Here is a 23,383-nt window from a genome sequence, read left to right as displayed (position 1 = left end):
GGCCGTCAGCCGCTCCTGTTATTGGGTTAGACCTGGGCCTGGCCGCCGTCGGCGAAGAGCTCGGCGCCGTTGACGAAGCTTGCGTCGTCAGAAGCGAGGAATAGGGTTGCCTTGGCGATTTCCTCGGATTCGCCGACGCGGCCGAGCGGGATGCGAGAGGCGAGATAGTCAAGCAGGCCCTGCTGCTGTTCCTTGTCGTCACCGGCGAGTTCGACTAGGCCAGGGGTGCGTGTGGCGCCGGGCGAGACGACGTTGACGCGGATGCCGGTGCCCTTCAGGTCGAGCGCCCAGGAGCGGGCCAGATTGCGGACCGCCGCCTTCGAAGCGGAGTAAACGGAGAAGGCAGCCGTACCTTCGGTACCGGCGGTCGAGCCCGTTAGCACCACCGACGAGCCTTTGCCCAGCAGCGGAAGCGCTTTCTGGACGGTGAAGATGACGGCCTTCACGTTGCGACCGAAGGTGTCTTCGACCTGTTCCTGAGTGATCTGGCCGAGTGGAAGCATGCTACCGCCACCAGCATTGACAACGAGGGCGTCGAGGCGGCCCTGTTCTTCCGTTACCTGGGCGAACAACTTGTCGAGATCTTCATTCTTCGCGGAGTCCGCCTGCACGCCGATCGCGCCGTGACCGATCTCGGCGATAGCCTTGTCGAGGACGTCCTTGCGGCGGCCTGTGATGTAGACACGTGCACCTTCCGCGGCGAAAAGCTTGGCCGTTGCAAGGCCGATCCCGCTGGTTGCCCCGGTGACGACGGCAACCTTGTTTTCGAGTCTGTTGGTCATTTTACTCTCCTGTTGCTGGGCGCATGAAAGGGTTCAGCCCGAATGCGCGCGGCCTGTTGAAATTCTCAAACTGTTCGGGAGGTGGCGTTGGCTGTTGGCCTCGTCGCCGTCCGATGGGGAGAAGTTAGTTCGTCAGCTTGGCGGCGAGAAGCCGCTCAAGGTGGAGACATCATCCATGTGGATGGATGGTCTGCGTCGTCACATCGCGTCTGGCATCGACGGTTTCGAATATCTTCGCCGCCCACTCCGTGAAGGCGCGCAGCCGCGGGTTTGGAAATCGATCGGCCGGGTAGACGAGGTGCAGCGGATGATTGTCCGGCTTCCAGTCGGGTAGGAGTTCGACAAGCGCGCCGCTCTCAAAATGAGGTCGCGCCAGGAAGCCGAAGCTCTGGCCGATCCCGAGCCCAGCGAGCAGCGCGTTCAAATGCGCGGTGCTCTCGTTGACCGAGATGCCGCTAGAGGTCGGGAGATATTCGCTGCGCTCATCGCCGCGCTGGAACCTCAGCGGAAACCTCTTTCCCGACGATGCAGAGAAGTAGCTGACGATCCGATGCGCCTCGATATCCTCCGGCCGCTCGGGCAACTTCAGGTTATCCAGATAGGCGGGCGACGCGCAAATGACGTAGTCCAGTTCGCACAGCTTTCGCGCCTTCATCGAGGAGTCACTGAGCGCTCCGCCGCGAATGACGCAATCGATCCCCTCACTGACGACGTCGGCGGGCCGATCGCTGACGCCGAGCAGCAGGTCGATATGAGGGTACTGACGCTGAAAATCGGCGAGCGCCGGGATAAGGATCCGGTTTGCCAGCACCGAGCCAATGTCGACGCGCAGCTTTCCCTTGGGCGCACTGCGGGAACCGGCGACAGTGCCGTCCATGTCGTCGAGATCGGCGAGCAGCTTCAGCGCGCGCTCGTGATAGGCCACACCCTCGCTGGTCATCGTGACCGACCGCGTGGTGCGCTCCACGAGCTTCGTCCCGAGATGCGCCTCAAGATCCTGCACGAGTTTGCTGACGGAGGATCGGGGCAGGTTCAGCGTATCCGCTGCCTTGGCGAAAGAGCCGGCTTCGGCGACGCGGACAAACGTTCGAATGGCGAGTATCTGATCCACTGAATGCCTGCATGATCGGGTTCGTTGAGATGGAATCTATATCCGACAGATGGCACATGCCATGCAAGTTATTGCTCCAGCTGGATGATTTTGCGACGTTGATGGAACGAAATAGACGCCCGTGCGCGGCCGCTGAATTTTGAACTGTCGTTTTCGGTCAAAATCCAATTTTTCAGTCGCTTAGCTTTCTGTAGCACCGGCCATAGGTTCATATCCCATATGTGGACGGCCCCCGACTCGCAAGATATTTGAGATAATTTGATCTGATCGCTTGCGTCCATATGTCCGGCCTGTTGGTGCGTTCGCACATGAACGCTGGCCAAGATGGTTTCCGCAACACAGGTCCCAAACATCAAGGCGGCCTTGAGAGGCCAATGGGATTCCCGGGGTATCCTGTGTCCCGGATCGATCGATCACACCATCTGCTATTATCTTGCAAGTTGTATATCACCAACGCGTGGTGAAGATCAGGTTGTTTCGAGTTCTTGCTTCCCAATCTTCATGCGGCGCATCCCGTCAAGGCTGGTCCTGATTGTGCGCTGTATGTCTCTCCGGAGACCATGAGCTTCCAGGCCATGCGCGCCATCTTGTTAGCTAGTGCGACAGCTGCCAGTTTAGGCGGTTTGCGCCTGAGCAGTTCCGCCAACCATCGAGAAGCCTTGCCAGATCGCCGGGCGTGATGAATGACAGCGGTTGCTCCAGCCACCAAGACAGCCCGCAGAGCTTCATCGCCGGCTCGCGTGATACCGCCGAGCCGCAGCTTGCCGCCGGTCGAATGATCCTTTGGCGTCAACCCTATCCAGGCTGCGAACTGGCGACCAGATTTGAAGAGTTCCGGAGCAGGTGTCTTCATTATCAAAAGAGCCGAACCGATTGGGCCAATGCCGGGAATGGTGTTGAGACGTATGCTGCGTTCGTCGTTACGCTGCCATGCCTTTACCTTGGCCTCCACATCCGCAATCTTCATTTCCAGTTGAGCATATTCCTCAGCCTGGCTCATGAACAATTCCTGTGCAAGCTCTGGCACAGTCCCGTCGGCTTGTATTCTTTCAAGCAGCAGAGGGATATGTGCCAACCCCTTGGCTGCGGAGACACCAAACTCATTGGCGTAGCCCCGGATTGCGTTGGCGAGTTGGGTGCGGTTGGCTATGAGGCGGGTACGGACGCTGATCAGCATGAGTGCCGCTTGTTCATCAGCTGTCTTAACCGGAACAAACCGCATCGTTGGGCGGCTCAGTGCCTCGCAGAGCCCTTCGGCATCGGCCGCGTCGTTCTTGTTCCGTTTGACGTAGGGCTTAGCAAGTTGTGGCGCGATCATTTTTACCTCATGCCCGAATGAGGTGAGCAGCCGTGCCCAATGATGCGAACCACCACAGGCTTCGATCGCGACCAAAGTTGGCGGGCAGGTCGTGAAGAAATCGATCATCTCCTTTCGTCGCATTTTCTTACGCAAGACCGGCTTCTCTCCAGCATTCACGCCATGCAACTGAAAAACATGTTTTGACGTATCCATGCCAATACGAATAATCTTGTCCATGGGCGGCCCCTTCGATTGAGATCTTAACAGCTCATTCTGGCACATTTCGATGCCGTTCAGGGGCCGTCCACTCCAACATCAAGGCGAAGGCTTCGACGGCTTCGCGCCAATAGCGATCACGGCGTCGATGCCATCCATGGAAACAGTCCAACTTGTCCACGATTTGTTGCGTGTCGCGGGTGGGATCACCGCCCTGCGGCGAGTGAAGGCGCTGTCTGGCAAGTCAATCCGACGTTAGCCAAGTTCATGTATGCCATGCATCCCGAAGAGCGGCCGCATGGAGGATGCCAACACTGGCTTCGGTGCCGTAGCAGGGAATAGTCAGAACCAGCGGCGAACCCTGGCCTTATAGCTTCGGTACTCTTCGCCGAATTTCGCTTCGAGATAGCGTTCCTCGCGGGCGATCACCTGCGTCTGGATCGTGATCAGCACCAAAGGTAGCATGGCGAGGGCAATTGGCCCGTCGAGGCTGATCGCAAGGCCGGCATAGATAAGCGCCATGGCGAGATACATGGGATTGCGGCTCCACCGATAGGGACCGGTCGTTGCGATCTGGGTCGTTGGCCGCGAGGGTGGCGCGTTGATGCCAAGCTGGCGGAACAGCCCCGCCGCCGCAAGCATCATTGCCGCGCCGGCAACGAACAGCAGCGCACCCGTTGCGACTAACAACCGCCAGTCGATGCCGAAAGAGCGCAGGGTGACGAACCGCTCCGCCACCAGCCCCAACAGCAGCGCTCCCGAGTAGACGAAGGGCGGAGGGAAGCGCACACCCACGCTGTCCGGCTCGACGGCCATGCTTATCCTCCAATCTTCGCTCTCAAACCAGCGTCGACTGTGCTGGGCGGACATACCCGCCGCCGCGCCTTACCGTATCTCCCAAGTCAGGCAACGCAGAAGCCGGGAACGGCGACCTTTTGGAAAAGGTGGGGCTTGGCGACGACGGATGAAGGATATGCTGGGAGTTTCGCGAGGAACTCGGGATCAGTAAAGGCGGTGCGGACCGCCTCGGTGGATTCCCACACCACATAGTTCAGATAAGTCGGGCTATCGCCGATCGCTCGATGCAGTTGCATGGAAATGAAGCCCGGCGCCTTCGTTATGACCTCGGCAGCCGCCTTGAAAGCGTCCAGAAAGCCCGCTTCGTCGGCGGGATCGACGACTGTGAAGAGGTTGATGAGCACGAGGGGCGCGGCCTCGATACCGAGTTGGCGGCCAAACGGAAATCTCTCGTCCAAAGGTTCGAATGGCTTTGCGGCGGCCATGGTGGCGGTCCTGTCTATTGTGAAATTGAAGCGGCGGGATCGATGCTAGTTGCTCTCAAATCAGCATTGATTGCTGGGCGGAGATACCCGCGGTCGCGCCTTGCCATATAGCATTGGTGACCGAGGGCATCCCGGGGGTGGCTAGATCGCCGGCGGCGTAGATGCCGGGCATGCTGGTCTCGCGGCGCTCGTCGACCTTGAGAACGCTGCCGAGGGGCGTTTGGACCGTGGCAAGTCCCAGTGCGTCATGCAGGGGTGCGGACGGATTGATCGGCGGATGCGCGAACAGGATGTCGACCGCGACATCGGGGCCAGCATCGAGCTTGACGGTGGCGCCATGGTCGCCATGGCGTGCGATCCCGGTGATCCGGCCCTCAACGATCGGTATATTGCGATGCGCGAGATCGGCCCGGACATCGGGGGCAATGTCGTGACCATCTGCGAAGACAGTCAACCTGTCGGTCCAATGCTGAAACAGTTTGACCTGAATGTGCGACTGCGGGCGGAACCAGGCGAGGCCCCAATGCTGATCAGCAACCTCGAAGCCGTCGCAATAGGGGCACGGGATGACGGATGTGCCCCAGTTCTCGGCAAAACCCGGAACATCAGGCATTTGGTCGACAACGCCATAGCTCAGGATCAGCCGGCGCGCGCTAAGGGTTTCACCGTCGCCAGTGAGGACGGAGAAATTGTCGATGGTGCCGGAGATGCTGTCGGCGCGGGTATTGACCATTTTGATCGCAGGATAGCGCGTGAGTTGCTGCCGCGCCGCAGCCAGGATTTCGGACGGTGGCTTGTCATCGTGGCCGAGCACACCGTGCGAGCGCCCAGCGAAGCGGTTGCGCTGAAGGCCGGTGTCGAGAACGATGACTTTGCGACGCGCACGGCCGAGCTGCAGGGCGGCGGCGAGGCCAGCAAAGCTGCCGCCGATGATGATGGCGTCATTCATGGTGATATACTCCGAGTTGCGGATCGAAAGCGTTGAGTTGGGCGCGACCGCTGCCTGAGAACTAGGGACCCCGATGGCGGATAGCGCAGCCAACTTGAGCGATGTTCTTCGTTGGACCGTGCCCTCGTGGCTTGGGTCAGCGTTTTGACTTGCATATTTTAGATACTGAATGGTATCGTAAGGCCAAATAACGATACTGTCAAGGATCGCAATTGCCATGAGTGAAAATGTCCAAAACCGACGCGGTCGGCCCGCCAACGAGGCGCTTGGCCAAACAATCGTCAATGCAGCGTGCGAACTGTTTGAGGAGCTGGGATTTCATGCGGCGACATTGGATATGGTCGCCCAGCGCGCGAAGATATCCAAGCTTAGCATCTACAAGCACTTTGAAAACAAGGAAGCGCTGTTTGGCGCGGCCTTTGCAGCACGCTGCCAGCAGTTAATTCCGCAGAAACTTTTTGAAGGCGTCGCCGGCTCAGCCGACGATCAGCTCATGGCGGCGGGATCGTCACTGCTTCGCACGCTTCTGCGCCCGGAAGTCCGCAATGTTGAGGCCATGGTCATGGCCGACACTCCAAACCAGAAGTCATTGAGCAAGCTCCACTACGAAGCAGGGCCCGCCCATATCACTGCGCAAATCGAGGGATTGTTGCGCCAGTTGCATTCGAAGGCGCTCCTGAACGTGCCTGATCCTTTTCAGTCCGCCCGCTTATTTGCAGCACTGTTCAAGGGCTCAGATCTCGCGATTATCGCACGCTTCGATGAGGCTAAAGGATCGGACGATAGCGAGATAGAATCCTACTGCCGCTCAGCCGTCGGCATGTTCATAGCCGCGCACCGCGGCAACGTCGATGCGGGCGGGTAATCCCCGCATCTGTTTGATGCGATTGAAGAAGCGCTCCACCTGATTTCGCTGACGGTAGACCCACGGACTGAAACTGAAGGTCTTTTTGCGGTTGGCCTCTGCAGGGATGTTCGCCCAGCACTTGCGTTGTTTGGCAAAGCTACGAATTGCATCTGTATCATATGCCTTGTCGGCAAGGATCGTTGCTCCGGGCTGCAGGTCGATTGCAGAGATCCTCATTCGGTATTGACAATCCGATGCCGGATTCGATACATGCATAGCCTATGCAATTGTTGAACGCAAATAAGCTTGGTGCGCTGGGCACCCTAATCCGCGACAGGACGGACGCAGCGCTCGGCGAGTTCTCGCCCAGCGCTGCGTCCGTCCTGTCGATGCTGCATTTCAAGCCGGGGCTGACGACAAGCAAGCTTGCCGCAATCATCGGCATCAGCCAGCCTACCGCCGTGCGACTAATCGATGGATTGGAACGACAGGCGCTTATCGAGCGTGGCTTGCCTGAGGGGCGGGTCACGCCCTTGAGACTGACGGAAGAAGGCCAGGCCGAAGCGAAAGCCCTGCAAGCGCGTAGGCTTGCTGCGCTCGACGGGTTGCTGGGCTCATTGCAACCGGACGAGCGGCAGGCCTTCACATCACTGTTGGATGTGGTGCTGTCGGGCGCCACGACATCGCGCGCCTTTGCGCGAACGACATGCCGTCTTTGTGAACACAATCTTTGTGGTCCCGAAATTTGTCCAATTGGCTGCCGAGCAGCCGCAATCGAGGCAGGAAAGAACACGCCATGATTACCTCCTACGACGACCATTCACCATCGATCGATCCCGATGCCTGGATCGCACAGGACGCGACGGTGTGCGGTGACGTCGCCATCGGCGCGGGCAGCAGAATCATGCATGGGGCTCGCCTAGTAGCTGAGGGTGGTGCTTCCATCCGCATCGGCCGGTACTGCATTGTGCTCGAAAATGCGGTAATCCGGGCGACAGGACGCCATGACTGCACGCTAGGCGATCACTGCGTAATTGGCCCCAATAGCCATGTGGTCGGCGCGCAGATCCGTGATGAAGTTTTCATCGCCACGGGGGCTGCGGTGTTTCACGGTGCTGAAATCGGACGGGGCTCGGAAGTCCGCATTAATGGAACCGTTCACTTACGCACGCGCCTCGAACCGGGCTCGACCGTGCCAATCGGCTGGATTGCGGTCGGCGAGCCAGCACAAATTCTGCCACCCGATCAGCACGAAGCTATCTGGTCACTCCAGCAGCCTCTCGATTTTCCGGGCTTCGTCTACGGGGTTGATAGAACACACCCTAACGTAATGAAAAGCATCACGGCGCGCTTGTCTGGCGCTCTTGGGGTGCACAAAGCGGAAAACAGTTAAGATGTCGGGACGCCTATCGGCTATTCGCAATATTCGGGGGGCACTACAGCTGTAAATGGGGAATTGTCGACAGATCGCCATGATGAGCGAATTTCGCAACCTTGTAGAGGATCACAATTTTGGATGACGTTGTCCTGCCGGTTCAAAAACAGCTTGAGGCTTACAATGCACGCGACATTGATGCGTTCATGCCTTGGTGGGCAGACGATTGCCAGTATTACGCTTTCCCATCCACCCTGCTGGCGGGAGGCGCTGCGGACATCAGGGCGCGTCACGTTGAGCGGTTTAAAGAGCCTGATTTGTACGGTAACTTGCTCACACGCATCGTTGTTGGAAATGTAGTGATCGACCACGAAACGGTCACGCGAACCTTTCCCCAAGGAAAGGGGGAGATCGACGTGGTTTGCATCTACGAGATCGAAGACCGCAAGATCGCAAAAGCGTGGTTTAAGACGAGCGAGCCCCGAATGTATTTGCCCATCGCCTGACTTTTGTGGACCATAGAGGTCCGCATCGGCCGACAGCAGCCTTTGGCCGTCTGTTCCCCATGAGTAATGCCACTGGCATCGGCAGAATGTTCGACATTGGAGGCCCCGGGGTCGGGTATTGCGACAGACTACTCCGCCAACTCGATTTTCTCGGATTCGTTCCGGATCAGAACACGATCGGCAAAGCCCGTGTTCTTATTGGCGAACGCAGGCGTCACGCCCCTTATCTTCTCGCGGTGCGCCTCGGTCACGCGGATTTTAGTGGACTCCAGCCACCGGAACGCTAAGTCGTCGCAGACCTCATTGATCAGGTCGATGTATTCGTTTCGCCGAATGCCCAGCATCAACTCGTCCTTGTGCTCGAGGTCTTCGGCAAGGCTGTCGAACGTCATGATTTTGAAATCCGATCGCTCCTGTGCTCGGATCAGCCCGAGTTCCATCACCTAGCCTGATCTAAAGCGTAATATTCTCGAAGGCTTAGCGAGTTTACGGGTTGTTTGAATTACTGGGCCGACGGTTCGCATCCCATATGTGGACGGCCCCCGACTCGCAAGATATTTGAGATAATTTGATCTGATCGCTTGCGTCCATATGTCCGGCCTGTTGGTGCGTTCGCACATGAACGCTGGCCAAGATGGTTTCCGCAACACAGGTCCCAAACATCAAGGCGGCCTTGAGAGGCCAATGGGATTCCCGGGGTATCCTGTGTCCCGGATCGATCGATCACACCATCTGCTATTATCTTGCAAGTTGTATATCACCAACGCGTGGTGAAGATCAGGTTGTTTCGAGTTCTTGCTTCCCAATCTTCATGCGGCGCATCCCGTCAAGGCTGGTCCTGATTGTGCGCTGTATGTCTCTCCGGAGACCATGAGCTTCCAGGCCATGCGCGCCATCTTGTTAGCTAGTGCGACAGCTGCCAGTTTAGGCGGTTTGCGCCTGAGCAGTTCCGCCAACCATCGAGAAGCCTTGCCAGATCGCCGGGCGTGATGAATGACAGCGGTTGCTCCAGCCACCAAGACAGCCCGCAGAGCTTCATCGCCGGCTCGCGTGATACCGCCGAGCCGCAGCTTGCCGCCGGTCGAATGATCCTTTGGCGTCAACCCTATCCAGGCTGCGAACTGGCGACCAGATTTGAAGAGTTCCGGAGCAGGTGTCTTCATTATCAAAAGAGCCGAACCGATTGGGCCAATGCCGGGAATGGTGTTGAGACGTATGCTGCGTTCGTCGTTACGCTGCCATGCCTTTACCTTGGCCTCCACATCCGCAATCTTCATTTCCAGTTGAGCATATTCCTCAGCCTGGCTCATGAACAATTCCTGTGCAAGCTCTGGCACAGTCCCGTCGGCTTGTATTCTTTCAAGCAGCAGAGGGATATGTGCCAACCCCTTGGCTGCGGAGACACCAAACTCATTGGCGTAGCCCCGGATTGCGTTGGCGAGTTGGGTGCGGTTGGCTATGAGGCGGGTACGGACGCTGATCAGCATGAGTGCCGCTTGTTCATCAGCTGTCTTAACCGGAACAAACCGCATCGTTGGGCGGCTCAGTGCCTCGCAGAGCCCTTCGGCATCGGCCGCGTCGTTCTTGTTCCGTTTGACGTAGGGCTTAGCAAGTTGTGGCGCGATCATTTTTACCTCATGCCCGAATGAGGTGAGCAGCCGTGCCCAATGATGCGAACCACCACAGGCTTCGATCGCGACCAAAGTTGGCGGGCAGGTCGTGAAGAAATCGATCATCTCCTTTCGTCGCATTTTCTTACGCAAGACCGGCTTCTCTCCAGCATTCACGCCATGCAACTGAAAAACATGTTTTGACGTATCCATGCCAATACGAATAATCTTGTCCATGGGCGGCCCCTTCGATTGAGATCTTAACAGCTCATTCTGGCACATTTCGATGCCGTTCAGGGGCCGTCCACTCCAACATCAAGGCGAGAACCGCCACGAAGTCACAGCGAGTTCCGGACATTTGATTTTCGCACATTTTCTCCAGACAGGAGCCGCCCGGATTAGGTAGTATGTGTCTGACTTTTTTGTCGTCTGGAAATAGGTCGTTTTCGGTATGTAACCACCCCATCCCAAATGGAGGTCATGCGGGCAGGGAGCCGCTTTGAAAGCCAGGCCATGGACCGTCGACGAGCTGGCCAGTCTTCAAAAGAGGCGCTCCCGCGACAACTGCCGGCAAGCCCGGCGTGATGGTATTGCCTGGGCGCGCCAGTAAGGGCGCTACCTTCTACCTAGCGATGCGCGATGGTCAGTGAAGACGGACGCATTGCGAAGCGACCATCACCAAGCAAGAATTGCGCGATCGAAAGGACGATCAGGTAGGCGGGGTATTCCCAACCACCATTCGGCGCATTGAACGGCCAGCCGGGGAGACCGAGGCTTTCGAAAAATCCGACGACGCCAGGAAGCCCGAAGGTCAGCAGCTTCAGGAGAACGCCGTGGGCGAGATACATGATGCCGAGGCTGATGCGCAGGAGCGGCCGCGTAACCGGTCACATCGTCTTGAGTCATGATAGGGTCCAATGGAAGCGGAGGTTTAAAAGAGAGGCGCTGCTGCCACGCGGTTCTGGCAACAGCGCGTTTGCCGGGTGGCGGCTGTCAGGCCTGCTGAAGCGGCGGCACCACGATGTCCACCTGATCACGCTTGGTGATCAGGTCCCAGACGACCTGTGCGAGTTCCTCGGGTTCGATCATGGGATAGCTATCGCTAATCGGAATACCCGCATCGTCCATCGCCCGCTTTCCGGTCGAGTTATTGATCAGCGCGCCGACATGCATGGTTCCGGCATAGACACCCTTGTCGGCAACCTCCGCGTTGAGGGTCATCATGTAGTTCCGCGTGGCCGCCATCAACGGCCCCATACCACTCATGTTCGGGATCGGGACGACGGCAGACAGGCCTCCGACGACGACCACAGCGCCATCTCCGCGCGCCACCATGTTCGGCAGAACGGCATGAACCAGTTCGACCGGCGCGAAGGTGAACATCAAGGCGAGAACCGCCACGAAGTCACAGCGAGTTCCGGACATTTGATTTTCGCACATTTTCTCCAGACAGGAGCCGCCCGGATTAGGTAGTATGTGTCTGACTTTTTTGTCGTCTGGAAATAGGTCGTTTTCGGTATGTAACCACCCCATCCCAAATGGAGGTCATGCGGGCAGGGAGCCGCTTTGAAAGCCAGGCCATGGACCGTCGACGAGCTGGCCAGTCTTCAAAAGAGGCGCTCCCGCGACAACTGCCGGCAAGCCCGGCGTGATGGTATTGCCTGGGCGCGCCAGTAAGGGCGCTACCTTCTACCTAGCGATGCGCGATGGTCAGTGAAGACGGACGCATTGCGAAGCGACCATCACCAAGCAAGAATTGCGCGATCGAAAGGACGATCAGGTAGGCGGGGTATTCCCAACCACCATTCGGCGCATTGAACGGCCAGCCGGGGAGACCGAGGCTTTCGAAAAATCCGACGACGCCAGGAAGCCCGAAGGTCAGCAGCTTCAGGAGAACGCCGTGGGCGAGATACATGATGCCGAGGCTGATGCGCAGGAGCGGCCGCGTAACCGGTCACATCGTCTTGAGTCATGATAGGGTCCAATGGAAGCGGAGGTTTAAAAGAGAGGCGCTGCTGCCACGCGGTTCTGGCAACAGCGCGTTTGCCGGGTGGCGGCTGTCAGGCCTGCTGAAGCGGCGGCACCACGATGTCCACCTGATCACGCTTGGTGATCAGGTCCCAGACGACCTGTGCGAGTTCCTCGGGTTCGATCATGGGATAGCTATCGCTAATCGGAATACCCGCATCGTCCATCGCCCGCTTTCCGGTCGAGTTATTGATCAGCGCGCCGACATGCATGGTTCCGGCATAGACACCCTTGTCGGCAACCTCCGCGTTGAGGGTCATCATGTAGTTCCGCGTGGCCGCCATCAACGGCCCCATACCACTCATGTTCGGGATCGGGACGACGGCAGACAGGCCTCCGACGACGACCACAGCGCCATCTCCGCGCGCCACCATGTTCGGCAGAACGGCATGAACCAGTTCGACCGGCGCGAAGGTGAACAGCGTCACCAGCGACTGCAGCTTGGCGGCATCGACATCCGCCGCCGGGACAAAGTTCGACTCTCTCGAGAAGGGTGCATAGACGGCTACGTCGATAGATCCCATTCGCTGCTCGATGGATCGAACCAGCGGTGCAAGCGCTTCGATGGATGTGAGGTCCGCCGGGAAACTCACGGCCTCGATGCCGGACTTCGCGAGTTGAGCGACCCGGTCGTCCAGTGTCGCCGCGTTTCTTGCAACGAGCGCGACCTTGTATCCTTCCCGACCGAATTTTTCCGCCAGAGAAGCGCCGAGGCCACTTCCAGCGCCAAAGATAGCAATGGTTTTCTTGTCAGTCATAGTTCGTACCTTCCGGTATGTTTCACTGACTAAGTATGGTATTGTGACCCCTACCTTCGCAAGAAGGCATAAATTTAGGACCTGGTCATATGGATATGCCTCCCCCTCTCGAAAAACCCGGAACACACCCGGCCTGCGCCCGCGTCAACGAGATGCTGGGCCGCATCGGCGACAAGTGGACGATCCTTGCGATTTCGATGCTGATGGAGAAGCCGCGCCGCTTCAACGAGCTGAAACGCATGATCGGCGGGATTTCCCAACAGATGCTGACGCGGTCGCTCAGGTTCCTGGAGCGTGACGGTCTGATCACCCGTAAGGTCTACCCGACGATTCCGCCGCAGGTCGAATACAGCCTGACGCCCCTCGGGCACTCGATCGCTGCGCCCATGATGCAGATGGCGACCTGGGTCATTGCGCATTTACCCGAAATCGAAGCCAACCGTGCCGCACACGATGCCGGCACGCCGGCATGAGCCGGGAATGATGGGCTGTCAGGCAGTTTAGGACAGCGCGGACTTGCGGATATCGGCGGGTTCTAGGACGGTTGTCTTCCAGCCCATGCGGGCGACGTTGAGCATCGCGGTACCGATTTCCTCAGTTGTCACGACGTAGCCGTTCATCAGGCCGCGCAACGGCCGGAAGAACCAGCCCGTGGCATCATACAGCCAGTTATAATGCGCGACCTTCGATCGCTCGCCGTGGACCGGAAGAACGCCTGCCGGTCTGAACAGATGGATAGTCTTGAACGGCAGTTTCGCAAGGGCGTTTTCGGTGCGCCCCTTGACGCGCGCCCACATGCTCCGCCCGCTGGCGTCGGTTCCCACGCCGGAGACGTAGATGAAGGTCATCTGCGGATTGAGGGATGCCAGCAGGGTGGCGATGGACAGTGTGAGGTCGAAGGTCAAACGGGTGTAGGTCGCTTCATCCATACCGACCGACGAAACCCCCAATGAGAAAAAGCAGGCATCGTACCCGCTGAGTTGATCTTCATATTCGGCAAGCGTGAAGAGGTCGGATAAGAGCAATTCCCTCAAACGAGGGTTCATCTCTCCGGTCGACGTCCGGCTTACGGACAGGATCTGTTCGACGTCTCCGGCACCGAGGCATTCTCGCAGAACACCCTGACCGATCAATCCGGTAGCGCCAAAGATCGTCACCTTCATGTTAAGCCTCTCCTTCCAAAGGAAGAGAATGTCCGGCGCGACGTGCGCGCCAGACATCGAATGCAGATGGCATTTACTTCAAGGTTGCCATGAAGTGCTCGGCCACGTGGTCGGCCGCATCCGTCACCTGCGGAGCCTGATCGTAGAAGTCGAAATGATTTCCCGTGGCCCAATATAAGTCCTTCGGTCCCGCCAGTTGATCGTAGACTTTTCGCGCCTGATCCGGAAACGCAGAACCGTCAGAGTGTACGATGAGCGTCGGTGACTTCACACTCGATGCTTTCTCGACCGAGTTGAAATCCAGAACGTTGGCCCACGACATTACGGCCATCGCATTGCGCCATTCAGGCACTCCGCCACGGCTTGGGTCCATGTAATAGTCCATGGGACCAACATTGGCGGCAGCTTGATCGGTGTAGTGATAGGCCGGAATGAATTCGAGTTCGCCGATCTTCTCGAAGCGCTCGCGGGCCTTGCGACCAGCTTCCTTCTTCTTGGCGACACCGTCATCGGCGCCATAGATCATCGATGTGATGGACGGTTCGAAAAAGGACCCTGCAACCGTTGCCACCGCACCAACACTCGGGTCCTTGGATGCTGCATAAAGTACCGAGCCAGCCGAGGAGCAGATCCCAAGCAGACCAGTGCCCGAAACGTCGGTGCGTTTCTTCAGGTAAGCGAGAGCGGCAAGAAGATCATCGGCCTTGCTGTCGGCATCCTCATATTGGCGCATGATACCGCTGCTCTGGCCGTAGTTGCGATAGTCGATGGCGAGCGCCATGATGCCACGTCGGGCCATCTCTGCGCGGTATATGCCACCCATCTGTTCCTTGACGGAGTTGAACGAGCCACCGATCGCCACGGCGGGGTAGCGCTTGGTGTAGTCATAACCTTCCGGGAGGTATAGTTGGCCGACAACGTAGCCATCGCCGCTTGAGAAACTCACGGTCAGGGGTTTTGCGCCGTTGGGTGCGTTCAGGGTCTGTGACATAGCCACTCCTATGGGGGAGAGCATCGCCAGAACGCCCACAAGAATGCCCAGGTCTCGACGGGTTATTGCTAAGCGTGCCAATGATCTCTCCAGCGTTGATCTTGTTTTTCATTTTCCACCACGATAGTTTCATTGACAATACGCTCATATTTTCACTGCCTTTCAAGTCAGGCTTGACAATGCACGCTGACCTTCTCGACGGAATCCTTGCCTTTACCCGCGTGGCAGAGAGGCGAAGCTTCACCGCAGCAGCCAAGGAGCTCGGTATAACAACGGCTGGGATCTCATGGACAATCAAGCAACTCGAAGCGCGTGTCGGCACCCCCTTGTTTACCCGCACCACCCGCGCGGTCGGTCTCACGGAGGCAGGCATGCTGTTTCTTGAACATGCCCGCGTCAGCGTTGAGCAGGTCGACGCCGCTTTCGAAGCCGCGCAGACCACCGGGTCACGTCCGACGGGATTGTTGCGTTTGAACCTTCCGTTCGTAGCCCAGCCTCTCCTGGAACCAATCCTTGCGGAGTTCGCGGAAACTTATCCGGAGATCGAGCTGGAGCTAACGGTTGAGGATCGTTTCGTCGATATCGTTGCAGAGAGATATGATGCCGGGATACGCATCGGCGAGATGATCCAGCAGGACATGGTCGCCGTGCGGCTAACACCGCCCGTTGCTCTCACTGTTGTCGGCGCGCCCTCCTACTTCGCCCGCCGCAATAAACCGCAACGGCCGGAAGATTTGACTGGACATGCGTGCATCAATATCCGGCAGACCAGCGGTGGGCTTTATCGCTGGTCCTTCATGGAACCCGGCCGCAATAAAAAGCCTCGAGTGTTTGAGATCGCTGTAAAGGGGCCTCTGACCGTCAATGGTGCACTACTATGCGTGTCGGCGGCAGCCTCCGGCGTGGGGCTTACCTACACTGTCGCCTCGGTCGTCGAACCCTTGGTCAGGCAAGGATTGCTTGAACCGTGCCTCGAGCGGTTCATGCCAACAATTCCCGGCTTTTTCATGTATTTCCCAAAGCAAGCCACACTCCTGCCTAAACTACGCGCGTTCCTTGATTTCTGGGCCGCGAAGCAACAGTCTGCAAATTCCGAGGTAATCCGCCCCCTGATTCCGAAATGATGTCGCCCCCGTTGGACGGCATCTGGCGTGGGTGTTCTGCTGGTGTGAAGTTTCTTCCTTCGACTTTGATGAGGAACGAACGGGATGCCTGCGGAGAGATTGGAGATGCGGCGTGTCCGCGAGATATTGAGATATCGCTTTGAGCAAGGACTTGGGCACAAGTCGATTGCGGTGCGGGTTGGAACTGCGCCCTCGACGGTGCGCGAGACGCTACGGCGTGCGGCGGTAGCCGGGCTGTCGTGGCCTCTGGGTGACGACGTCAGCGATTCAGTGCTGGAGGCGGCGCTTTATAAAGCGGCCGGGACGAAGACGGGGCATCGTCGCGCCCCTGAGCCGGACTGGGCACACGTCCATCGCGAGCTGAAGCGCAAGCATGTGACGTTGCAGATCCTCTGGGACGAATACATCAGCCGTCATCCCGATGGATATCGCTATAGTCGATACTGTGACCTTTACCGCGGCTGGGCGCTGAAGCTGCCGGTGACGATGCGGCAGGATCATGCGGCCGGCGACAAGCTGTTCGTCGACTACGCCGGCGACACGGTCACCGTCATCGTTGATCGGCTGTCCGGCAAGACGAGACAGGCCAAGCTGGACAAGCCGCCGTGCCCTTGACATCGACAGAGCCTGGGCATCGGTGTTTGCAACGATGAATTCGACCCCCGCCAGATTCTGTGTGATCATATTGTTGACAGCACTACCTCCGCCGCCACCGCCGCTAACGATGGCGATCCTTGGCTTGAGGTGCGTTATGTTCTGGATAGTAACCTCCGTTGGTTTCATGGAAGGTCAGCTCTTGGGGCAAATATAATGGTCTCATGATGCCGCTAAGGTCGTGATGAACCATCAGCCAATGAACGACGTCCGGCGACCTTCCGTCGGCCAGCGCCGAAAAAGTGCGCTGGCGTTAACGCCGCCAAAACCGAAGCCGTTGGATATCGCGTATTCGGCGTCGATGCGGCGTGCTTCATTTGCGACGAAATCGATTCCGGCCGCCTCCGGGTCTGGAATACTCAAATTCAGGGTCGGTGGCGCCACCTGGCCCTTGAGAGCCAAAATGGTGAAGATGGCTTCCATCCCTCCGGCCGCGCCGAGCAGGTGTCCTGTTGCCGACTTCGTTCCACTGACGGCGATAGACTTTCCGTCGCCAAATAGACCCTTGATAGCTCTAATTTCTCCAAGATCTCCCACCGGTGTCGAGGTGGCGTGCGCGTTCAGATGACGCACGTCATGAGGGGCGACGCCGGCTTGCGCGATGGCAAGCTCCATTGCTCTGCGCGCTCCGCTTCCGTCTTCGGGACCGGAGGTGATGTGGTGGGCGTCGGCTGTCGTGCCGTATCCGACGAGTTCGGCAATCGGGGTGGCACCGCGAGCAAGAGCGTGGCTCAGTGCTTCGATCACGAGTATGCCCGCTCCTTCGCCCATGACGAAGCCGTCGCGCGAGGTGTCGAAGGGACGCGACGCCTTGCTCGGCGTTTCGTTGAAGCCGGTTGACAGCGATCTTGCCGCGGCGAAGCCGCCAAGGCTGACGATGTTTATGCAGGCCTCGGTTCCGCCGCAGATGGCAATGTCGGCCTCATTGGATCGAATGAGCCGGGCCGCATCACCGATGGCCTGAACGCCAGCTGCGCACGCCGTCACGGGGGCGCCGAGAGGGCCTTTGAAGCCATGGCGGATTGAGACTTGCCCGGCTGCGAGATTGACGAGGAAGGACGGAATCGTGAAGGGCGAGAGGCGGCGCACCCCGCGTTGATCGACGGTGCGGACGGCCTCGGTTATTGCAGGGAAGCCACCGATGCCGGACGCGATGATCGTCGCTGTTCTGAGCTTGTCTTCATTCGACGCCGGCTTCCAGTTCGCTTGCGTTAGCGCCTCTTCTGCGGCTGCCAGCGCGAAAATGATGAACCGGTCGACCTTGCGTTGATCCTTTGGCGGCATGATCGTATCCGGATCGAAGCCTCCTTCAGGGTCTTCGTCCAGTGAGGGGACCACGCCTCCTACTTTCGCGGGCAGGTCCCCGACCACATCGTTATCCAGTCGCCGAATACCGCTTTGGCCCGCGAGAAGGCGCGACCAGGAAATATCGACATTTGCTCCAAGGGGGCTGACAGCTCCCATACCTGTGACAACGATGCGACGCATCTGCTTTCCACCTGTCTTCGCATTAAAAATTGGCTTGCAATCGGCGTCCCGACCGACAATGGGTCAGGGCCTGCTCTCCAAACATGCAGCTTACTCAAAGACCTAATCAAGCGGCAGCCACATCTCGGCCCATGTCGGCGTCGGGGGCCTGGAGCCCGACATGGCTCTCAGGCAACATCGTCGCGATGCGCAATGCGCCTGACTTCGCCACTGGCTGCGTCGAGCACACCTTGCGACAGGCTCTCGTCATCGATGATGCGGGATAGCATGACGGACCCCACCATCAGAGACAGTATCGCCATCGCCTTGTCGCTTGGACTTGCGCTGTTGGCGTCACCCATCAGTTCATCCAGCACCTCGAAGTGAGCGCGAATACCATCCTCAAATGGACGCCTGACGTCTTCGCTTTGCCGAGCCGCATCCGCTCCGAGCGCCACCAGGGGGCAACCTTCCGCCTTCTCTCCTCTGTGATCCTTGGAGAGATAGAATGCCATGACAGCTTCCAGGGGATCGGAGGCGTCTGCGGCTGCGGTTGACCATCGTCTCGTGGCGCTTTCCAGCGCGCGCCTTGATGCAAGCGCGGCAAGATCGTCCTTCGACGCGAACTGCTTGTAGAACGCACCCTGCGTGAGGCCGGCGCCCTTCATTAGGTCCTTCAGCCCGATCCCATCGAATCCATGCTCTCGGAAGAGCCGGCTTGCCGCGTCGATCACCGCTTCGCGATTTGCCTCTGCCTGAGCCCGACTGACTCTCATATCGATCTCCATTTAGATTTCACTTGACATCTATAACACATTTAGAGTTAGATCGCAATCTAAATTAATCACTGCACCCGTCAACAAGGGTCAAATGACATGAACCGCAAAATTCTCCTCGCCTCCGTGGGCATATTGGTGGCCGCTGGCGCCACGGCATTCGTTCTCCTTGCCGAATCTTCGGAAGGAAGAGCGCAAGCCGCAGACCCCCGCGTCGTGCCGCCGCTCGTCAGTGTGGTGGATGCAAAGAGGCCGGATACCACTGTGCGCACCTTCACCGGTACCATTGCCGCTCGCGTGCAAAGTAATCTGGGATTTCGGGTGCCCGGCAAGATCATTGAGCGCTACGTTGACGTCGGCCAGCAGGTCAAGGCGGGTCAGCCCTTGATGCGCATTGACGAGACCGATCTTAATCTGGCGCTTGCCGCCAAACGCAACGCGGTCGCGGCGGCTCAAGCCGTCCGGACCCAGGCGCAAGCTGACGAGAGACGCTACGCCGCCTTGGTGAAAAACGGGTTGGCGGCCGCTTCTCCGCAGCGTTACGAGCAAGCAAAGGCTGCGTTGGACACGGCAACCGCGCAACTCGCGGCGGCGGAAGCCGATGCGAGGGTCGCCGAAAACGCGGCGACTTACTCACTGCTGATGGCTGATACCGATGGCACTGTCGTCGAAACACTTGGGGAGCCGGGCCAAGTTGTCGCGGCTGGGCAGACAGTCATCCGGCTCGCCCAGGCCGGGCCTCGTGAGGCACTGGTCTGGCTACCGGAATCCACTCGGCCGCAGATTGGGGACGAGGCCGAGGCGAGCATCTATGGAAGCGAGAGCCGGCAAGACAAGGCGCGGCTCCGGCAGATCTCGGATGCCGCCGACCCGCAAACCCGCACCTATGAAGCACGCTGGGTTCTGGATGGCACCGCAGCCTCGGCCCCACTCGGCGCGACAGTCACCATCAAAATCTCCAACGATACCGGTCTGGCGCATGCGGTGGTGCCAGTCGGTGCTGTCTTTGACGACGGCAGCCGAACTGGAGTGTGGGTCTTTGACCAAAAAACGTCGACTGTCCACTTCCGGCAAGTAAAGATCGAGAAGATGGGTGAGGAGGTCGCGGTGGTTTCGAGCCTCAAGGCGGGCGAGCCGATCGTCGCGCTCGGAGCGCATCTCCTGCAGGACGGCGCCAGCGTCCGGACCACGACAGAACAAGCAGAGGCGACCAATCAATGAGCTTCAATCTATCCGCGCTTGCGGTTCGCGAGAGAGCCGTTACGCTGTTCTTCATCATTCTGCTTGCCGCCGCCGGCGTCTATGCCTTCGCCAAGCTCGGACGGGCGGAGGATCCCTCGTTTACCATCAAGACGCTGACCGTGACAGCCGTGTGGCCAGGCGCGACAGCGCGCGAGATGCAGGATCTTGTCGCCGAGCCTCTTGAGAAGCGCCTCCAGGAACTGACATGGTATGACCGCGTCGAGACGACCACGCGACCGGGATACGCTTTTCTGACCGTCACGCTGAAGGACAGTACACCGCCCACAGCGGTGGAGGAGGAGTTCTATCAGGCACGAAAGAAGCTTGGAGACGAGGCGCGAAACCTGCCGCAAGGCGTTCTTGGTCCTTTTGTCAATGACGAGTATTCCGATGTCAGCTTCGGTCTTTATGCGCTGAAGGCGAAGGGCATGCCGATGCGCGACCTTGTGCGTCAGGCAGAGGTGATCCGCCAGGACCTTCTGCATGTGCCCGGCGTCAAGAAGATCAACATTCTCGGAGAGCGCCCCGAGCAGATCTTCGTTGAATTCTCCTTTGCCAAACTGGCTACCCTTGGCATTTCTGCGCAGGACATAGCTGCCGCGTTGCAGCGGCAGAATACCGTGACGCCAGCGGGATCGATTGACACGCGCGGCCCACAGGTTTTCATCCGCTTCGATGGCGCTTACGACAGCATACAGGCGATCGCCGACACGCCCATCGTCGCAGGCGGGCGCACGCTGAAGCTCTCGGATTTTGCAGAGATTCGCCGCGGCTATGAAGATCCGGCCACCTATCTCATCCGTCACAATGGCGAACCGGCCATTATGCTTGGAGTGGTGATGCAGCAGGGCTGGAACGGTCTGGAACTCGGCAAGGCACTGGAAGCAAGATCCGATGCGATCGCACAGATCTTGCCGCTCGGCATGACGCTCGCGAAGGTCAGTGACCAGGCCGTCAACATCCAGGAAGCCGTCGGCGAGTTCATGCTGAAATTCGCCATGGCGCTTGGCGTCGTGCTGTTCGTGAGCCTTATCAGCCTCGGGTGGCGCGTCGGCATCGTCGTTGCCCTTGCCGTTCCGCTGACGCTTGCCGTCGTCTTCCTCATCATGCTGGAGACTGGGCGGTTCTTCGATCGCATCACGCTTGGCGCCCTTATTCTCGCACTCGGCCTTCTGGTCGACGACGCCATCATCGCCATCGAGGTGATGGTTGTGAAGATGGAAGAGGGGATGGATCGCATCAAGGCGGCCGCCTATGCCTGGAGTCATACGGCCGCGCCCATGCTGTCCGGCACGCTCGTGACGATCATCGGGCTGATGCCGGTCGGCTTCGCGCGCTCGACCGCCGGCGAATATGCCGGCAACATCTTCTGGGTCGTGGGTTTTGCCCTCATCGTCTCCTGGATCGTCGCCGTGGTCTTCACGCCCTATCTTGGCGTCAAGATGCTGCCGGCGATCAAGCCGGTCGACGGTGGCCATCACGCGATCTACGACACGCCAAATTATCGCCGCCTTCGGGGAATGATCGAGTTTGCCGTGCGGCACAAGTTCGTCACCTGTGCGGTGGTCGGCATCACCATGGGTGTGTCCGTCGTTGGTATGGGCGCCGTCAAGCAGCAGTTCTTCCCGACGTCGGACCGCCCCGAAGTACTGGTCGAGGTCCGCTTGCCCGAGGGCACCAGCATTGAGACGACGACGGCGACGGTTGAGAAGCTTGAGGGATGGCTGCAGAAGCAGCCGGAGGCAAAGACTGTCACGAGCTATGTGGGGCAGGGCGCTCCTCGCTTCTTCTTCGCCATGGCGCCGGAATTGCCGGATCCTTCCTTCGCCAAGATCGTCGTGCTGACACCTGATGCCGAAGCCCGCGAAGCCCTGAAGCAACGTCTCCGGAGCGCTGTGTCGGATGGCCTCGCTCCCGAAGCCTATGTCCGCGTCACGCAGCTCGTATTCGGCCCTTACACGCCGTTTCCTGTCGAATTCCGTGTTATGGGTCCGGATCCTCAGCAACTGTACCAGATTTCCGAAAAGGCTTTGGAAATCATGAAGACTGTACCGGATGTCCGCCAGGCAAACCGCGACTGGGGCAACCGCACACCTGTGCTGCGCTTCGTCCCAGACCAGGATCGGCTCAATCTGATCGGTCTCTCGTCGGCGGAGGCGGCCCAGCAGTTGCAATTGTTGCTGAGCGGAATTCCGATCACGCAGGTTCGCGAGAATATTCGTACCGTGCCTGTCATCGCCCGCAGCGCCGGTGAAAGCCGCCTCGATCCTTCTAGACTCGCAGACTTCTCGCTGATGAGCCGCGGTGGCCGGCAGGTTCCGCTCGATCAGATCGGGCACTCGGAAATTCGGTTTGAAGAACCAATCCTGAAAAGACGCGATCGAACGCCTGTCATTACCGTCCGCTCCGACATCAACGAGGCAACGCAGCCTCCGGAAGTTTCGCAGCAGATTCTGAAGGCGCTTCAGCCGCTGATCGCGTCGCTTCCAGCCGGCTACCGTATCGAGATGGGAGGAAACATCGAGGAGTCCTTGAAGGCTAACGTCGCCCTCGTCCAGATCTTCCCGGCGATGATTGCCGCTATGCTGATCGTCATTGTCCTGCAGGTCCGCAGCCTGTCGACCATGACCATGGTCATGCTGACGGGACCGCTGGGCCTTGCGGGCGTGGTTCCGGTGCTGCTCCTCTTCCATCAGCCGTTCGGCTTCAACGCCATTCTCGGATTGATCGGGCTGGCGGGAATCCTTATGCGCAATACTTTGATCCTGACCGAGCAGATCAAGGAGAACAAGGCAGCTGGTCTCGACGACTATCACGCGGTCATCGAAGCCACGGTGCAAAGAACGCGTCCGGTCATCTTGACTGCACTTGCCGCAGTCCTCGCGTTCATCCCGCTGACCCACTCGGTCTTCTGGGGGTCGATGGCCTACACGCTGATCGGCGGTACAGCCGTCGGCACACTGATGATCCTGCTGTTCCTGCCGGCGCTCTATGCGGCATGGTTCCGGATCAAACCGACCGAGGACAACGCGAAGCACCAGGAGCAAGCCCCCTCCCAGGTGGGGAGTGACTTGGAACCCAACATCCATCTCGCGGCGGAGTGATGCGCAGAGTTGGCCAGTGATCGCGGGCTTTTGCAATGGAACAGGAGCCCGCCTCCACCCCGGCAATGCCGTGGCGAACGTTTTTATTGATCAAACC

Annotated in this window: 24 protein-coding genes and 2 pseudogenes; 9 read left to right on the top strand and 17 right to left on the bottom strand. The window is 58.8% G+C overall.

Annotated elements, in window-relative coordinates:
- Positions 1–26: 26 nt before the first annotated feature.
- The 6 genes from HGP16_RS29905 to HGP16_RS29880 form a co-directional block, all read right to left on the bottom strand.
- Entirely contained in the window at positions 27–782 is a 756-nt protein-coding gene (locus tag HGP16_RS29905) for an SDR family NAD(P)-dependent oxidoreductase (RefSeq protein ID WP_168843572.1), read from the bottom strand.
- A 169-nt stretch (positions 783–951) separates the two neighbouring features.
- The gene (locus HGP16_RS29900) at positions 952–1,893 is read right to left on the bottom strand and encodes a LysR family transcriptional regulator (RefSeq protein WP_168843571.1); all 942 of its coding nucleotides are present in this window, start codon (positions 1,891–1,893) and stop codon (positions 952–954) included.
- Between the two features lie 499 nt (positions 1,894–2,392).
- Positions 2,393–3,430, bottom strand: a complete 1,038-nt coding sequence (locus HGP16_RS29895; protein ID WP_168843563.1) for an IS110 family transposase — start codon at positions 3,428–3,430, stop codon at positions 2,393–2,395.
- Between the two features lie 321 nt (positions 3,431–3,751).
- A complete protein-coding gene (locus HGP16_RS29890) occupies positions 3,752–4,225 on the bottom strand; it encodes an isoprenylcysteine carboxylmethyltransferase family protein (RefSeq protein ID WP_168843570.1) in 474 nt (157 codons plus the stop codon).
- Positions 4,226–4,311: 86 nt separating this feature from the next.
- Complete coding sequence (locus HGP16_RS29885; RefSeq protein ID WP_168843569.1) at positions 4,312–4,692, bottom strand: antibiotic biosynthesis monooxygenase; 381 nt, start codon at positions 4,690–4,692, stop codon at positions 4,312–4,314.
- Between the two features lie 55 nt (positions 4,693–4,747).
- A complete protein-coding gene (locus HGP16_RS29880; RefSeq protein WP_168843568.1) occupies positions 4,748–5,641 on the bottom strand; it encodes an NAD(P)/FAD-dependent oxidoreductase in 894 nt (297 codons plus the stop codon).
- A gap of 217 nt (positions 5,642–5,858) precedes the next feature.
- Between HGP16_RS29880 and HGP16_RS29875 the strand changes: the two genes are divergently transcribed.
- Positions 5,859–6,506 carry a TetR/AcrR family transcriptional regulator gene (locus HGP16_RS29875; protein WP_168843567.1) on the top strand — a complete coding sequence of 216 codons (648 nt, stop codon included), beginning with the start codon at positions 5,859–5,861 and terminating at the stop codon, positions 6,504–6,506.
- Here HGP16_RS29875 and HGP16_RS29870 read toward each other — a convergent pair.
- Positions 6,489–6,689, bottom strand: a pseudogene (locus HGP16_RS29870) (transposase); the annotation flags it as partial. The gene HGP16_RS29875 and the pseudogene HGP16_RS29870 sit on opposite strands and share 18 nt — an antisense overlap.
- A gap of 80 nt (positions 6,690–6,769) precedes the next feature.
- On the opposite strand from HGP16_RS29870, the gene HGP16_RS29865 reads away from it, so the two are divergent.
- The 3 genes from HGP16_RS29865 (at position 6,770) to HGP16_RS29855 (ending at position 8,369) form a co-directional block, all read left to right on the top strand.
- A complete protein-coding gene (locus tag HGP16_RS29865; RefSeq protein WP_168843566.1) occupies positions 6,770–7,288 on the top strand; it encodes a MarR family winged helix-turn-helix transcriptional regulator in 519 nt (172 codons plus the stop codon).
- Entirely contained in the window at positions 7,285–7,881 is a 597-nt protein-coding gene (locus HGP16_RS29860; protein WP_168843565.1) for a gamma carbonic anhydrase family protein, read from the top strand. The genes HGP16_RS29865 and HGP16_RS29860 overlap by 4 nt, the downstream gene beginning before the upstream one ends.
- A 119-nt stretch (positions 7,882–8,000) precedes the next feature.
- Positions 8,001–8,369, top strand: a complete 369-nt coding sequence (locus HGP16_RS29855) for a nuclear transport factor 2 family protein (RefSeq protein WP_205927589.1) — start codon at positions 8,001–8,003, stop codon at positions 8,367–8,369.
- A 128-nt stretch (positions 8,370–8,497) separates the two neighbouring features.
- Here HGP16_RS29855 and HGP16_RS29850 read toward each other — a convergent pair whose 3' ends face one another.
- The 6 genes from HGP16_RS29850 to HGP16_RS29825 all read right to left on the bottom strand — a co-directional run bounded on the left by HGP16_RS29850 (position 8,498) and on the right by HGP16_RS29825 (position 12,765).
- The gene (locus HGP16_RS29850; RefSeq protein ID WP_168843564.1) at positions 8,498–8,761 is read right to left on the bottom strand and encodes a hypothetical protein; all 264 of its coding nucleotides are present in this window, start codon (positions 8,759–8,761) and stop codon (positions 8,498–8,500) included.
- A gap of 417 nt (positions 8,762–9,178) precedes the next feature.
- The gene (locus HGP16_RS29845; RefSeq protein WP_168843563.1) at positions 9,179–10,216 is read right to left on the bottom strand and encodes an IS110 family transposase; all 1,038 of its coding nucleotides are present in this window, start codon (positions 10,214–10,216) and stop codon (positions 9,179–9,181) included.
- Positions 10,217–10,605: 389 nt separating this feature from the next.
- Positions 10,606–10,827, bottom strand: a complete 222-nt coding sequence (locus HGP16_RS29840) for a hypothetical protein (RefSeq protein WP_168843561.1) — start codon at positions 10,825–10,827, stop codon at positions 10,606–10,608.
- A 145-nt stretch (positions 10,828–10,972) separates the two neighbouring features.
- Positions 10,973–11,404, bottom strand: coding sequence for a hypothetical protein (locus HGP16_RS29835; protein WP_168843562.1), 432 nt, complete (start codon positions 11,402–11,404; stop codon positions 10,973–10,975).
- Positions 11,405–11,672: 268 nt separating this feature from the next.
- Positions 11,673–11,894, bottom strand: a complete 222-nt coding sequence (locus tag HGP16_RS29830; protein WP_168843561.1) for a hypothetical protein — start codon at positions 11,892–11,894, stop codon at positions 11,673–11,675.
- Between the two features lie 145 nt (positions 11,895–12,039).
- Entirely contained in the window at positions 12,040–12,765 is a 726-nt protein-coding gene (locus HGP16_RS29825; protein ID WP_168843560.1) for an SDR family NAD(P)-dependent oxidoreductase, read from the bottom strand.
- 89 nt (positions 12,766–12,854) lie between these two features.
- Here HGP16_RS29825 and HGP16_RS29820 point away from each other — a divergent pair, with 89 nt between their 5' ends.
- Complete coding sequence (locus HGP16_RS29820; RefSeq protein ID WP_168843559.1) at positions 12,855–13,238, top strand: helix-turn-helix domain-containing protein; 384 nt, start codon at positions 12,855–12,857, stop codon at positions 13,236–13,238.
- A 27-nt stretch (positions 13,239–13,265) separates the two neighbouring features.
- On the opposite strand, the gene HGP16_RS29815 is transcribed toward HGP16_RS29820, so the two are convergent.
- The gene (locus HGP16_RS29815) at positions 13,266–13,928 is read right to left on the bottom strand and encodes an epimerase (protein WP_168843558.1); all 663 of its coding nucleotides are present in this window, start codon (positions 13,926–13,928) and stop codon (positions 13,266–13,268) included.
- Positions 13,929–14,001: 73 nt separating this feature from the next.
- On the bottom strand, positions 14,002–14,919 hold the full coding sequence (locus HGP16_RS29810; RefSeq protein WP_246705636.1) for an alpha/beta hydrolase: 918 nt from the start codon (positions 14,917–14,919) through the stop codon (positions 14,002–14,004).
- Positions 14,920–14,999: 80 nt separating this feature from the next.
- Here HGP16_RS29810 and HGP16_RS29805 point away from each other — a divergent pair, with 80 nt between their 5' ends.
- Both HGP16_RS29805 and HGP16_RS29800 read left to right on the top strand, forming a co-directional pair.
- Positions 15,000–16,043: a LysR family transcriptional regulator gene (locus HGP16_RS29805; RefSeq protein ID WP_246703587.1), complete on the top strand. Its 1,044-nt coding sequence runs from the start codon at positions 15,000–15,002 to the stop codon at positions 16,041–16,043.
- Between the two features lie 105 nt (positions 16,044–16,148).
- A pseudogene (locus HGP16_RS29800) lies at positions 16,149–16,637 on the top strand (sigma factor-like helix-turn-helix DNA-binding protein); the annotation flags it as partial.
- 252 nt (positions 16,638–16,889) lie between these two features.
- Here HGP16_RS29800 and fabF read toward each other — a convergent pair.
- Together fabF and HGP16_RS29790 are read right to left on the bottom strand one after the other, a co-directional pair.
- Entirely contained in the window at positions 16,890–18,185 is a 1,296-nt protein-coding gene (fabF, locus tag HGP16_RS29795; RefSeq protein WP_168843557.1) for a beta-ketoacyl-ACP synthase II, read from the bottom strand.
- Between the two features lie 167 nt (positions 18,186–18,352).
- Complete coding sequence (locus tag HGP16_RS29790) at positions 18,353–18,940, bottom strand: TetR/AcrR family transcriptional regulator (protein ID WP_168843556.1); 588 nt, start codon at positions 18,938–18,940, stop codon at positions 18,353–18,355.
- A 99-nt stretch (positions 18,941–19,039) separates the two neighbouring features.
- Here HGP16_RS29790 and HGP16_RS29785 point away from each other — a divergent pair, with 99 nt between their 5' ends.
- Positions 19,040–20,161 carry an efflux RND transporter periplasmic adaptor subunit gene (locus tag HGP16_RS29785; protein ID WP_168843555.1) on the top strand — a complete coding sequence of 374 codons (1,122 nt, stop codon included), beginning with the start codon at positions 19,040–19,042 and terminating at the stop codon, positions 20,159–20,161.
- The gene (locus tag HGP16_RS29780) at positions 20,158–23,286 is read left to right on the top strand and encodes an efflux RND transporter permease subunit (protein ID WP_168843554.1); all 3,129 of its coding nucleotides are present in this window, start codon (positions 20,158–20,160) and stop codon (positions 23,284–23,286) included. The genes HGP16_RS29785 and HGP16_RS29780 overlap by 4 nt, the downstream gene beginning before the upstream one ends.
- The last annotated feature ends 97 nt before the right edge of the window (positions 23,287–23,383 follow it).

The sequence above is a fragment of the Rhizobium sp. P40RR-XXII genome, from assembly GCF_012641405.1.
GTDB lineage: Bacteria > Pseudomonadota > Alphaproteobacteria > Rhizobiales > Rhizobiaceae > Rhizobium.
This window is presented reverse-complemented; position numbering and strand designations above follow the sequence as displayed.